The sequence below is a fragment of the Rhodococcus sp. NPDC059968 genome, assembly GCF_042738615.1.
GTDB lineage: Bacteria > Actinomycetota > Actinomycetes > Mycobacteriales > Mycobacteriaceae > Rhodococcus_F.
Map to the genome: position 1 here is coordinate 222170 of NZ_JBHWUE010000002.1, position 12349 is coordinate 234518.

Below are 12349 nucleotides of genomic sequence, written 5' to 3' on the forward strand. Positions count from 1 at the left end.
ATGACGGATGCCTGGGAGATCGATCCCGCGTACGAGCTCTATATCGGCCGCTGGAGCAGGCTGGTCGCGCCAGCGTTCCTGCGGTGGCTGGCCGCCGGCCCCGGCGGCGCATGGTGCGACGTGGGTTGCGGGACCGGCGCCCTCGCCCACACCGTTCTCCGCACAGCGGATCCGGTCAGGGTGGTCGGAGTCGAACCGTCACAGCCCTTCGCGGCGTCGGCTCGGGCACGCACGGACGATCCCCGTTTCGACGTCCGGTCGGGCACCGCCGAATCCATCCCCGCCGGGGACGGCGAGTTCGACCGGGTGGTGTCCGGGCTGGTCCTCAACTTCGTTCCCCACCCGATCGAGGGGCTCGCCGAGATGCGCCGAGTCACGCGAGCCGGCGGGACGGTCGCCGGGTACGTGTGGGACTACGCCGACGGGATGCAGATGATTCGCGCATTCTGGGACGCCGCACGCGAACTCGACGAGGCGGCCGCGAACCTCGACGAGGGCGTCCGCTTCCCGCTCTGCCGGCCGCAGCCTCTCCGCGACGCACTGGCCACCGCGGGTCTGGCCGGGGTGGAAGTGCACCCGCTCGACATTCCCACCGTGTTCGCCGGCTTCGACGATTTCTGGCGCCCATTTCTGGGCGGTCAAGGGCCCGCGCCCGGATACTGCTCGTCCCTCCCCGCCGGGCGCCGAGACGAGCTTCGCGACCTGCTCGATACCCGCTTGCGGCGCGACGACGCGGGCCGCATCGCACTGACGGCGAGAGCGTGGGCGTTCCGCGGAACCGTCAGCCGATGACGGATTCCGTGGCCGCATACGCCTTCTCCGCGGATTCCTTCTGCGCCCGCCACCACGACTCGTTGTCGCGGTACCACCGCACCGTGGCCTCGAGCCCGCTGCGGAAATCCTTGTACTGCGGCGTCCAACCCAGTTCGGTGCGCAGCCGGGTCGAGTCGATCGCGTAGCGCAGGTCGTGGCCCGGGCGGTCGGTGACGAAGTCGAGGTCGCCGGCATCGCGGCCGAACAGCTCGAGCAGCGTTCCGACGACGGTCCGGTTGTCGACCTCGCCGTCCGCACCGATCAGATACGTCTGACCGAGACTCCCCTTGTCCAGGATCGTCCAGACGGCCGCGTTGTGGTCGTCGACGTGGATCCAGTCGCGCACGTTCTTCCCGCTGCCGTACAACCGGGGGCGCACCCCGTCGATCAGGTTGGTGATCTGGCGCGGAATGAACTTCTCGACGTGCTGGTACGGACCGTAGTTGTTGGAACAGTTCGACAGGGTGGCCCGCACCCCGAACGACCGCGCCCAGGCCCGCACCAGCAGATCGCTGGACGCCTTGGTGGCCGAGTACGGGCTCGACGGGTTGTAGGGGGTCGACTCGGTGAAGCGCTCGGGGTCGTCCAGTTCGAGGTCGCCGTACACCTCGTCGGTGGAGATGTGGTGATACCGGACGTCGTGGGCGCGGACGGCCTGCAGCAGCGAGAACGTGCCCATCACGTTCGTCTGCACGAACGGCGTCGGATCGGCCAGCGAATTGTCGTTGTGCGATTCCGCGGCGAAGTGGATCACCGCGTCCGAGTCCGCGACCAGACGGTCCACCAGCGCGAAATCCGCCACATCGCCGTGCACGAACTCGATGCGGTCGGCCACCGGGTCGAGCGACCGCCGGTTGCCGGCGTACGTCAGCGCGTCGAGCACCGTCACCTGCACGTCGGGCCGCTCGGCGACCGTCTGGTGCACGAAGTTCGCACCGATGAACCCGGCGCCGCCTGTCACGAGAAGCCTCATGTGCACCCACCCTAGTGGGGCGCCCGAGTTTCTATCCGACGCGAACACTGGAACACTGCGCACATGCGCGGAATCATCCTGGCAGGCGGCACCGGGTCCCGGTTGCACCCGATCACTCTCGGAGTGAGCAAGCAACTGGTCCCGGTCTACGACAAGCCGATGATCTACTACCCGCTCTCCACCCTGATGCTGGCCAACATCCGGGACATCCTCGTCATCACCACCCCGCACGACGCCGAGCAGTTCCGCCGGCTCCTCGGCGACGGCTCCCAGTTCGGGGTGAACCTCACGTACAAGGTGCAGGAGGAACCGAACGGCCTGGCGCAGGCGTTCGTGCTCGGCGCCGACCACGTCGGCAACGAGTCCGTGTCGCTCGTGCTCGGCGACAACATCTTCTACGGCCCCGGCCTCGGTTCCCGGCTGAACCGCTTCGAGAACATCGACGGCGGCGCCGTGTTCGCCTATTGGGTATCCGATCCCAGTTCCTACGGTGTGGTCGAATTCGACGACACGGGCCGAGCTATTTCGATCGAGGAGAAGCCCGCCACCCCGAAGTCGAACTTCTCGATCCCCGGGCTCTACTTCTACGACAACGACGTCGTCTCGATCGCGCGCGACCTGAAGCCGTCGGACCGCGGCGAGTACGAGATCACCGACGTCAACCAGGCCTACCTGCAGTCCGGACGGCTGCAGGTCGAGGTGCTTCCCCGCGGAACCGCGTGGCTCGACACCGGCACCGTCGATTCGCTGCTCGAGGCGTCGAACTTCGTGCGCACGCTCGAACACCGGCAGGGACTGAAGATCGGCGTCCCGGAAGAAGTCGCGTGGCGCCGCGGGTTCATCACCGACGCCGAATTATGTGCCCGCGCCGAAACTCTCGGCAAGTCGGGGTACGGCGACTATCTTGTCGAACTCCTCGAGCGCGGCAAGGACTGGTGACAGTGGAGTATCGGGAACTGAAGGTTCCGGGCGCCTGGGAGATCACCCCGCGGCAGTTCGGCGACGACCGCGGCGTGTTCCTCGAATGGTTCAAGGGCTCGGAGTTCGAGGCCGCCGTCGGGCACACCCTCGAACTCGCGCAGGCCAACTGCTCGGTGTCCGCCGCCGGGGTCCTGCGCGGCATCCACTTCACCGACAACCCGCCCGGACAGGCGAAATACGTCACCTGCGTCAAGGGTGCGTTCCTCGACGTCATCGTCGACCTGCGGGTCGGGTCGCCGATGTTCGGGCAGTGGGATTCGGTGCTCATCGACGACGTCGACCGCCGCGCCGTGTACCTTCCGGCCGGTGTCGGCCACGCGATCCTGTCGCTCGAGGACGCGTCGACCGTGATGTACCTGTGCTCGATCGAGTACACCCCGGCCCTCGACCACGACCTTCATCCACTCGACCCCGAACTGGGAATCGACTGGCCCACGGTGGGCCGGGACGGCCGCCCGCTGATGTTCCAGCTGTCCGAGAAGGATTCGGCCGCACCGTCTCTGAAGCAGGCCATGGACGCCGGAGTGCTGCCCACCTTCCCCATGTGAGTGTTTTTGCGTGCCCGAGCACTCGATGCCACTCACATGGGGGTGGCAGGATGCGGACATGACAACTGACATCAGCGAGCGGCTGGAGGTCCGGCGGGCTGTCGCCGCGGACCCGGCGACGATCTTCGGTCTACTCTGCGATCCCGAGGGACATGTGGCGATCGATAGTTCCGGGATGCTGATGTCCGCGGAAGGGGACCGCGTCACGGCGGCGGGCGACACGTTCGTCGTGCACATGGACCGCGACGCGTTGAACGACTTCGACCTCGGTCTCTACGACGTGACGGTGACGATCGAGACATTCGTGCCCGACCGGGAGATCTCCTGGAAGGTCCTCGGGCAGATCCGGCCGCAGATCGGGCACGTGTACGGCTACCGGCTCGATCCGATCGACGAGGGAACAATGGTGACGTCGTTCTACGACTGGTCGTCCATCGACCCGGTCTGGCGCGAGTCCGGGATCTTCCCGGTGATTTCCGAGAACGCCCTGCGCGCGACGCTCGGCATCCTCGCGCGCACGGTCGCCCCCGGACGTCCGCGACCACAAATCGATCCAGAGAATTGAAACGTGTTCTAGTATCGAGGGCGTGAACTTCGTCGTCGTCGACCATCCCCGGCCGGGCATCGCCCTGGTGACGCTCAACCGCCCGGAACGCATGAATGCGATGGCGTTCGACGTGATGATCCCGTTCCGCGACGCGCTGGAGGAGATCAGCAACGACAACTCGGTGCGCGCAGTGGTGATCACCGGCGCGGGCCGCGGCTTCTGCTCCGGCGCCGACCAGAGGTCCTCGGGCACGCTCCCCCACGTCGACGGCCTCACCCCGCCGACCGTCGCCCTGCGGGCCATGGAGATGCTCGACAACGTGGTGCTCTCGCTCCGCCGGATGCATCAGCCGGTGATCAGCGCCGTCAACGGCGCGGCCATCGGAGGCGGCCTGTGCCTGGCGCTCGCCTCCGACATCCGGATCGCGGCGGACGACGCCTACTTCCGGGCGGCCGGCATCAACAACGGCCTGACCGCGAGTGAGCTGGGCCTGAGTTACCTGCTGCCGCGGGCGATCGGTTCGTCCCGCGCGTTCGAGATCATGCTGTCCGGGCGGGACGTGCACGCCGACGAGGCCGAGCGGATCGGACTCGTGTCGCGGTGCGTGCCCGGCGAGGACCTCCTGGACGAATGTTTCGACCTCGCCGAGCGCATGTCCAGGTTCTCCCGGCCGGGCTTGGAGCTGACGAAGCGCACGCTGTGGTCCGGGCTCGACGCCGCCTCACTCGAAGCCCACATCCACCAGGAGGGCCTCGGACAGCTGCTGGTGCGGCTGCTGACCGACAACTTCGAGGAGGCCACCGCCGCGCGGAAGGACAAGCGCGAACCCCGGTTCCGGGACCGGCGCTAGGGCAGAGACAGGCGTCAGGCCCGGGACAACCGCACCGCCGACGGCGCGAACTCGCGCAGGCTGAACGAATTCGACACGACCGCACGCAGTTCGGCGAGTCCCCCGGACAGCACACCGGCCGCCCGTGCCTGCACCAGGACGTTGCCGAGGGCGGAACCCTCGACGGGTCCGGCGACGACGGGCAGCCCGGTGGCGTCCGCCGTCAGCTGGCACAGCAGGGCGTTCTGGGATCCGCCGCCGACGATGTGCACCACATCGATCGGCGTGCCGGTGAGCTCGACGACCGACTGCACCGACCGCCGGTACGCGTCCGCGAGACTGTCCAGCACACACCGGATCACTTCGGCCGGGCCCTCCGGAACGCGCTGACCCGTCCGCGCGCATTCGGCGGCGATGCGGGCGGGCATGTCGCCCGGCGGCAGGAAAACCGGCAGGTCCGGGTCGACGACGGAGCCGAGGTCGGTCAGCGCGGCGGCGTCCTCCAGCAGTTCCTGCAGTGACACCTCCAGCCCGTCCGCCTGCCACTGCCGCATAGACTCCTGCACCAGCCACATGCCCATCACGTTCCGCAGCAACCGGGTGGTGCCGTCGACGCCGGCCTCGTTGGTGAACCCGGCCGCCCGCACGTCCTCGGTGCGCACGGGGCCGGGCAGTTCCGCCCCCACCAGCGACCACGTCCCCGACGCGATGTACGCGAACCGCGTGCTCGCCGCGGGTACCGCGACGACGGCCGACGCCGTGTCGTGGCTGCCGACGGCCACCACCGTCGGGGGACGGTCCGTGGTCCCGATCTCGTCGGCGACGTCGGGCCGAACGGCCCCGATCACTGAACCGGGTTCCGCCAACGGGGGCAGCACACGGTCGTCGAGACCGAGCCGCCCGACCAGCACACGGTCCCAGTCGCGGCTCACCGGATCGAGCAGACCGGTGGTGGACGCGTTGGTCACCTCGCCTGCGCGAACCCCGCTGAGCCAGTACGCCAGAAGGTCGGGGATCATCAGCAACTGCTCCGCGACGTCGAGCCGCTGCGCGCCGCTCTCCCGCTCGGCCAGCAATTGGTACACCGTGTTGAACGGCAGTTGCGCGATGCCGTTGCGCTCGAACAACTCCCGATCCGGTATCGACGATCGCACCCCGGCCGCGATGCCCCACGTCCGCTGGTCGCGGTAGTGGTACGGCATCCCGAGGAGGGAGCCGTCACCGCCGAGCAGCCCGTAATCCACCGCCCACGTGTCGATTCCGATCGACACGAGGACGTCACCGCGGGCCTCGGCCTCCGTTGCCGCGGCCCGCAGCCCGTCCAGCACACCCCGATAGAGGCCGGCCAGATCCCAGTGCAGCGATCCACCCAGCCGGACCGGGCGGTTGGGGAAACGCGCAACCTCGTCGAGGGTGATCACGCCGTCGGCGACGCCGCCCAGCATCACCCGCCCGCTGGAGGCACCCAGGTCGATCGCGGCGAACGCGTCCATCAGCGCAGGAACGCCGCAGCGACACCGGCATCCACCGGGATGTGCAGTCCGGTCGTGTGCGTGAGGTCGCCGCCGGTGAGCGCGAACACCGCGTTGGCGACGTGCTCGGGCAGCACCTCCCGCTTGAGCAGGGTGCGCTGCGCGTAGTACTCGCCCAGCTTCTCCTCCTCGACGCCGTACACGGCGGCCCGCTTGGCGCCCCAGCCGCCGGCGAAGATGCCCGAACCCCGCACCACACCGTCCGGGTTGATGCCGTTGACGCGGATGCCGTACTCGCCCAGCTCCGCCGCGAGCAGACGCACCTGGTGCGCCTGGTCGGCCTTCGTCGCCGAGTACGCGATGTTGTTGGGCCCGGCGAACACCGAGTTCTTCGACGAGATGTAGACGATGTCGCCGCCCATCGCCTGGGCGGTCATCACCCGCGCCGCCTCCCGCGACACCAGGAACGAGCCCTTCGCCATCACGTCGTGCTGCAGGTCCCAATCCTTCTCGGTGGTCTCGAGCAGCGGCTTGGAGATCGACAGCCCCGCATTGTTGACGACGAGATCGACTCCGCCGAACGCCAGGACCGCGGCCTCGAACGCCGCGGCGACCTGGTCGGCGCTGGTCACGTCCGCTGCGACCCCCACGGCGACGTCGCTGCCGCCGATCTCGGCAGCAGCCTCGGCCGCCTTCGCCTGGTCGAGGTCGGCGATGACGACGCACGCACCCTCCGCGGCGAGGCGCTGCGCGATCGCCTTGCCGATTCCCGACGCCGAACCGGTGACCAGGGCGATGCGGGTGGCGAGCGGCGCCGGCTTCGGCAGGCGCGCCAGCTTCGCCTCCTCGAGGGCCCAGTACTCGATGCGGAACTTCTCCCGCTCGTCGATCGGCTGGTACGTGGAGATGGCCTCGGCGCCGCGCATCACGTTGATCGCGTTGACGTAGAACTCGCCCGCCACCCGCGCGGTCTGCTTGTTCGCGCCGAACGAGAACATCCCGACGCCGGGGACCAGGACGATTGCCGGGTCGGCACCGCGCATCGCCGGGCTGCCCTGCTCCGCGTACTCGTCGTAGTACCGGGCATAGTCCTCGCGGTAGGCGGCGTGCAGTTCACGCAGTCGCGCGGTGACGTCCTCGAGCGACGCGGCCGGCGGCAGGTCGAGGACCATCGGCCGGACCTTGGTGCGGAGGAAATGATCCGGGCACGACGTGCCCAGCGCGGCGAGACGCGGATGCTCCTGCGCCGCCAGGAAGTTCAGCACCTCCTCGCTGTCGGTGAAGTGCCCCACCTGCGGGCGATCGGTGGAGGCCAGTCCACGCAACAGCGGGAACAGTGCGGCGGCGCGGCGGCGACGCTCCTCGGCAGGCAGTGCCCCGAAGCCCGCGATCGCGGGACCGAACGGCTGCTCGCGGCCGTTGTCGGCGATGAACTGCTCGGCCGTGCGAATGATCTCGAGCGAACGCTGCTCGCATTCCTCGCTCGTCGACCCCCACGCGGTGATGCCGTGACCACCCAGGATGCAGCCGATCGCCTGCGGGTTCGCCTCCGCGATGGCCGAGATGTCGAGGCCCAGCTGGAAACCGGGGCGGCGCCACGGCACCCACACCACACGGTCGCCGAAGCACTTGCGGGTCAGCTCCTCACCGTCCGCGGCGGTCGCGAGCGCGATGCCGGAATCGGGGTGCAGGTGGTCGACGTGCGGCGCGTTCACCAGACCGTGCATGGCGGTGTCGATCGACGGCGCGGCACCGCCCTTGCCGTGCAGGCAGTAGTCGAATGCGGCGACCATGTCGTCCTCGGCGTCGAGGCCCGGGTAGACGTCGGTCAGGGCGCGGACCCGGTCGAGACGCAGCGCGGCGAGACCGGCGGGCTTCAGCGTGCCGAGGTCTCCGCCGGAACCCTTCACCCAGACGAGTTCCACCTCGGCGCCGGTCACGGGGTCGACGTCGGTGCCCTTGGCGGAGGTATTGCCGCCGGCGTAGTTGGTGTTCCGAGCGTCGGCACCCAGTCTGTTGGACCGTGCGATCAGTTCGGCAATGGTGCTCGTGGCGTTCACTTCTTGTTTCTCCCTCGAGATTCTTGACTTCAGACCCGGATGAATTCGATGCCGAGCAACTCTGCTGCGGCCTTGATCGCGCCGGCACGGTGCCCGACGCACAACGCCCAGTGGTGACCCGTCCCGGTGGCGCTCCACTCGTCCGTCCACTCCCCCGGGTCCCGGCCGAAGTCGACCCGGGACGTGGTGTTGCCGATCGCCAGGAGCGGTCCGGGGACCACTTCACCCTCGGACGCGATGAACGAGTACGAGCCGTCGCGGTTCTGCCCGACCGCGAAGGTCGTGACGGGCCCGTGTGTCACGTCGAACTCGACGCTGACGCCGTACCCCCGCTTGCCGTGATAGACACCGAGACCGCGGAGCAGCGGTTCGGCGGACGAGATCTGCAGATGGGCCGGTCCGTCGTGACCCATTTCGACGACGCCGTCGCGGAAGTTCAGTGCCTGCAATTCCGTGAACGATCCACCGGCGCCCATCCGGTCCGAGACCAGCATCGCGACCGCGGTGCGGATGTCGTACTCCCCGGCCAGCGGAATACCGCGGGCGGTGAGCAGGGACGCTCCGAGAATCATTCCGGCGCCGAGCTGTTCGTGCAGTTCACCGTCGAGCCCGCGGTGGTAGTACGCCATGGCGTCGAGAGCGAAGTCCGCGACGATGCGGTCGAGTCCGACGGAGACCCTGGCTCCCCAGGCCAGATCGTCCGCGTTCACCGAATCATCAAGCGCGAAAACCTCTTTCGCGAGCGCGACACGGTCGGCCGTCTCGCGATCGGAGACCGCATCGACCCGTACCCGGAGGTCGTCGAATTCGAGCACCTCCACGTGCGCGCCGAACTGGGACGACAACAGGGTCATGTCGGTCGAGATGTCGAGCATCCCCGGGTACAGGTGACCCATGAGCCCGAGCCGGCCGTGCCGCAGGGCGGCCCGTGCCGAGGCGGCACTCACCCAGGCGTCGATGCGCCGCCAGGCGTTCTCGTCGTGCAGGTACCCGGACACCGACCGGAAGTCGATGCCACTGCGCCGGAACACGTTCGCGACCTCCGGCAGCGGGCACTGCCCGCAGTAGGCCAGCCACGTCCCCGTGTCGGTGTTCGCGTGATCCATCGCCTCGGTCGGCTGCAGATCGATCAGCAGCACCGGTACGTTGGTCCGCTGCGCGATCGGCAGCACCATCGACGACGTCAGGTAGGTGGTCAGGAAGATCACCACCAGGTCGCAGTCGGCCTGCCTCAGCGTCTCGGCCGCGACGGCGGACTCCTGCGGGTCCGAGACGAACCCGGCATCGACGACCTGACAGTCCTGCTCCTCGAATCGGCCCGTCACGTACCGGGCGGACTCCTGCAGGACACCCCGGAGGCTTGGGAACTGCGGCCAGTAGGCGCCGAGCCCACCCGATACCAGCCCCAGCCGGGTCTTCCGGGGACGCACGCGTTCGAGGCGGGCGGGCACGGCGTCCGTCGTCGTATCGGTCATCACGCGCCCCAGCTCGCCTGGTTTCCGCCGACCCGCTCGTGCTCGATCCGCTCCAGGTATCCGGAGCGGGCGAACGCGCCGATCGGGTCGGCTTCCCTGCCCTGCGATTCACGCAGTTCCGCCAGCAGCGGCCGGACGTCGGTGTTGTATCCGTCCATCAGCACCGCGTGGGCACCGAGCACGTCACCCGACTGCTGGGCCGCCTCGAGTGCGTCCCCGTCGACGAGCAGTGCCTTGGCCGTGGCTTCCTGGACGTTCATGATCGACCGGATCTGGCCGGGGATCTTCGGCTCGATGTTGTGGCACTGGTCGAGCATGAAGTTCACCCCGGAGTCCGGGCGATGCGCGCCCGCCCGGACGATCTCGTGCATGATCCGGAACAGCTGGAACGGGTCCGCGGATCCGACGATCAGGTCGTCGTCGGCGTAGAAGCGGGAGTTGAAATCGAAGGCGCCGAGCCGTCCCTGCCGGATCAGCTGGGCGACGATGAATTCGATGTTCGTGCCCGGCGCGTGATGGCCGGTGTCCAGGACGACCTGCGCCTTCTCGCCCAGCGCCAGGCAGTGCAGCAGCGACGTTCCCCAGTCGGGGATGTCGGTGGTGTAGAAGTACGGCTCGAAGAACTTGTACTCGATCAGCAGGCGGTGATCGTCGTCGAGTTCGGCGTAGATCTTCTGCAGCGAATCGGCGAGCCGATCCTGCCGGGCGCGGATCGAATCCTGGCCGGCGTAGTTGGTGCCGTCGGGCAGCCACAGCTTCAGATCCTTCGAGCCCGTGGCCCGCATGACGTCGATGCACTCGACGTGGTGGGCGACGGCCTTCGCGCGGATCTTCGGGTCGGCGTTGGTCAGCGACCCCAGCTTGTAGTCGTCGTCCTGGAACACGTTGGAGTTGATCGCCCCCAGCGACACCCCCTGATCGGCGGCGAACGCGGCGAGCTTGCCGAAGTCGTCGACGCGGTCCCACGGGATGTGCAGCGACACCCTCGGCGCCGCCCCGGTCACACGGTGCACCTGTGCGGCGTCCTCGATCTTCTCGTACGGATCCCGCGGGACGCCGGCCGTGGCGAACACCTTGAACCGGGTGCCGGAATTCCCGTATGCCCAACTGGGCACTTCGATTCCGAAGTCGGCGAGGGCGGAGATGTCGCCGGCCGTGCGCCGAGTGTCAGTTGCCGTCATGGTGAATCATCCTTCGGTGGAGATCGTGTGGTCGAGATGGGTGTGTAGCTGGGCGTCCAGGTCGAAGATCTCGGTGAGGAGCGTGAATCCCTCGTCGGGGGCCACACCGTCGAGTTCGAAGAACGGCGCCATGTCGTGTTGCCACCGCCGGTTGACGTCGGTGCGCGCCATGGCCGCCTGCGCCTGTTCGAGATCGGCCGACTCGACGTAGCCGACGATCAGCCCGTCCGGCCGGATGTGCAGCGAATAGTTGTGCCACCCGCTGGCTTTCAGTGCCTCGAGCATCTCCGGCCAGACCTGGGCGTGCCGGCGAACGTACTCGTCGATCCGGTCCGGCCGGAGTTGCAGGGTGAAGCAGTACTTGGTCATCGGACGGTTCAGAAGTTGTACTGGTCGATGGTGTTCGCGTCGAACACGGTGGGCGGGCCGAGCACGACCTCGCCGCCGGCGCCGATCGTGTACTCGCCGAGCTTGCCCGCCGTGAACTTCTGTCCCTCGGCGCCGGTGATCTGACCGGATGCCAGTGCGGCACCGGCGTAGGCGGAGAGGTAGCCGATGTTGGTCGGGTCCCAGAGGGCGAATTCCTTGACGGTGCCGTTCTTGACGTACTCCCGCATCTGGTTCGGGGTGCCGAGGCCGGTGAGCACGATGTTGCTCTTGTAGCTCGACGACGAGATGTAGCGCGCCGCCGCCGCGATGCCGACCGTCGTGGGCGATACGATCGCCTTCAGGTCGGGGTAGGTCTGCAGGAGGCCTTGCGTTTCCTGGAACGACTTCTGGTCGTCGTCGTTGCCGTACACCGTGGCCACCAGCTGGATGTTCTGGTACTCCGGCTTGCTCGCGAGCTCGGCCTTCAGCACCTCGATCCAGGCGTTCTGGTTGGTGGCGTTGGGGGTGGCGGACAGCACCGCGATCTTGCCGGTGCCGCCGATCTGCTCGCTCGTCATCTTCGCGAGCGTCTCACCGACACCCTGCGTGGTGGCCTGGTTGATGAACAGGTCGCGGCAGTCCTCGGCCGCGTCCGAATCGAACGTCACGACCTTGATGCCGGCGTCGCGGGCCTGGTTCAGCGACGGGCACACGGCGTTCGGATCGTTCGCGGCGATGTTGATCACGTTCTGGCCCTGCTGGATCAGCGTGTTGATGTAGGACACCTGCGAGGACGCGCTCGCATCGTTGGGGCCGACGAGCTTGTACTCGCCGCCGAACTCCTCCACTGCGGTCTTGCCGCCCCCGACCTCGATGTCCGAGTACGGGTTGTTGAGCTGCTTGGGGAGGAACGCGACCTGCAGACCGTCCTGGATCGGCGCGTCGGGGTTCGCGGTACCGGTGGCGCGGTCGCCACCGCCCGAGTTCGACGCCGAATCCTGGGTGGTGCCGCCGCAGGCCGTCAGTCCGATCGAGACTGCGACGATCCCCGCCAGGGGAACGAAGGTCCGGCGGAATCGGGTCATGGTGGATCCTTTCCTC

Annotated in this window: 12 protein-coding genes; 5 read left to right on the forward strand and 7 right to left on the reverse strand. The window is 68.1% G+C overall.

Features of this window, described 5'->3' with window-relative positions; all coding sequences use genetic code 11:
* Window positions 1–792, forward strand: coding sequence for a class I SAM-dependent methyltransferase (locus tag ACFWAY_RS03655; RefSeq protein WP_378509828.1), 792 nt, complete (start codon window positions 1–3; stop codon window positions 790–792).
* On the opposite strand, the gene rfbB is transcribed toward ACFWAY_RS03655, so the two are convergent.
* A complete protein-coding gene (gene rfbB, locus ACFWAY_RS03660) occupies window positions 782–1786 on the reverse strand; it encodes a dTDP-glucose 4,6-dehydratase (RefSeq protein ID WP_378450852.1) in 1005 nt (334 codons plus the stop codon). The two genes, ACFWAY_RS03655 and rfbB, sit on opposite strands and share 11 nt — an antisense overlap.
* Window positions 1787–1849: 63 nt before the next feature.
* Here rfbB and rfbA point away from each other — a divergent pair, with 63 nt between their 5' ends.
* The 4 genes from rfbA to ACFWAY_RS03680 are packed head-to-tail and all read left to right on the forward strand — an operon-like array spanning window position 1850 to window position 4712.
* Window positions 1850–2725, forward strand: coding sequence for a glucose-1-phosphate thymidylyltransferase RfbA (gene rfbA, locus ACFWAY_RS03665; RefSeq protein WP_378509829.1), 876 nt, complete (start codon window positions 1850–1852; stop codon window positions 2723–2725).
* A gap of 2 nt (window positions 2726–2727) precedes the next feature.
* Window positions 2728–3315, forward strand: a complete 588-nt coding sequence (locus ACFWAY_RS03670; RefSeq protein WP_378509873.1) for a dTDP-4-dehydrorhamnose 3,5-epimerase family protein — start codon at window positions 2728–2730, stop codon at window positions 3313–3315.
* Between the two features lie 58 nt (window positions 3316–3373).
* A complete protein-coding gene (locus ACFWAY_RS03675; protein ID WP_378450854.1) occupies window positions 3374–3880 on the forward strand; it encodes a polyketide cyclase in 507 nt (168 codons plus the stop codon).
* Between the two features lie 22 nt (window positions 3881–3902).
* The gene (locus tag ACFWAY_RS03680) at window positions 3903–4712 is read left to right on the forward strand and encodes an enoyl-CoA hydratase (protein ID WP_378509830.1); all 810 of its coding nucleotides are present in this window, start codon (window positions 3903–3905) and stop codon (window positions 4710–4712) included.
* A gap of 14 nt (window positions 4713–4726) precedes the next feature.
* Here the strand turns inward: ACFWAY_RS03680 and ACFWAY_RS03685 are convergent, their stop codons facing one another.
* Genes ACFWAY_RS03685 through rhaS form a run of 6 tightly spaced genes read right to left on the reverse strand, consistent with a single transcriptional unit; the run spans window position 4727 to window position 12333 of the window.
* Window positions 4727–6184, reverse strand: a complete 1458-nt coding sequence (locus ACFWAY_RS03685; protein WP_378509831.1) for a rhamnulokinase family protein — start codon at window positions 6182–6184, stop codon at window positions 4727–4729.
* Complete coding sequence (locus tag ACFWAY_RS03690; RefSeq protein WP_378509832.1) at window positions 6184–8223, reverse strand: bifunctional aldolase/short-chain dehydrogenase; 2040 nt, start codon at window positions 8221–8223, stop codon at window positions 6184–6186. Before ACFWAY_RS03690 ends, ACFWAY_RS03685 begins: the two co-directional genes overlap by 1 nt.
* Window positions 8224–8252: 29 nt before the next feature.
* Window positions 8253–9698, reverse strand: coding sequence for an arabinose isomerase (locus ACFWAY_RS03695; RefSeq protein WP_378450858.1), 1446 nt, complete (start codon window positions 9696–9698; stop codon window positions 8253–8255).
* A complete protein-coding gene (gene rhaI / locus ACFWAY_RS03700; protein WP_378450859.1) occupies window positions 9698–10879 on the reverse strand; it encodes an L-rhamnose isomerase in 1182 nt (393 codons plus the stop codon). The genes ACFWAY_RS03695 and rhaI overlap by 1 nt, the downstream gene beginning before the upstream one ends.
* 6 nt (window positions 10880–10885) lie before the next feature.
* Window positions 10886–11248: an L-rhamnose mutarotase gene (locus ACFWAY_RS03705; protein WP_378450860.1), complete on the reverse strand. Its 363-nt coding sequence runs from the start codon at window positions 11246–11248 to the stop codon at window positions 10886–10888.
* An 8-nt stretch (window positions 11249–11256) separates the two neighbouring features.
* A complete protein-coding gene (gene rhaS, locus ACFWAY_RS03710; RefSeq protein WP_378450861.1) occupies window positions 11257–12333 on the reverse strand; it encodes a rhamnose ABC transporter substrate-binding protein in 1077 nt (358 codons plus the stop codon).
* Window positions 12334–12349: the final 16 nt, after the last annotated feature.

Bases quoted from the DNA above. Each gene is read 5' to 3' on its own strand.
- ACFWAY_RS03705 (WP_378450860.1), bottom strand. From the start codon at position 11,248: ATGACCAAGTACTGCTTCACCCTGCAACTCCGGCCGGACCGGATCGAC.
- rhaI (WP_378450859.1), bottom strand. From the start codon at position 10,879: ATGACGGCAACTGACACTCGGCGCACGGCCGGCGACATCTCCGCCCTC.
- rhaS (WP_378450861.1), bottom strand. From the start codon at position 12,333: ATGACCCGATTCCGCCGGACCTTCGTTCCCCTGGCGGGGATCGTCGCA.
- ACFWAY_RS03655 (WP_378509828.1), top strand. From the start codon at position 1: ATGACGGATGCCTGGGAGATCGATCCCGCGTACGAGCTCTATATCGGC.
- rfbB (WP_378450852.1), bottom strand. From the start codon at position 1,786: ATGAGGCTTCTCGTGACAGGCGGCGCCGGGTTCATCGGTGCGAACTTC.
- ACFWAY_RS03675 (WP_378450854.1), top strand. From the start codon at position 3,374: ATGACAACTGACATCAGCGAGCGGCTGGAGGTCCGGCGGGCTGTCGCC.
- ACFWAY_RS03695 (WP_378450858.1), bottom strand. From the start codon at position 9,698: ATGACCGATACGACGACGGACGCCGTGCCCGCCCGCCTCGAACGCGTG.
- rfbA (WP_378509829.1), top strand. From the start codon at position 1,850: ATGCGCGGAATCATCCTGGCAGGCGGCACCGGGTCCCGGTTGCACCCG.
- ACFWAY_RS03685 (WP_378509831.1), bottom strand. From the start codon at position 6,184: ATGGACGCGTTCGCCGCGATCGACCTGGGTGCCTCCAGCGGGCGGGTG.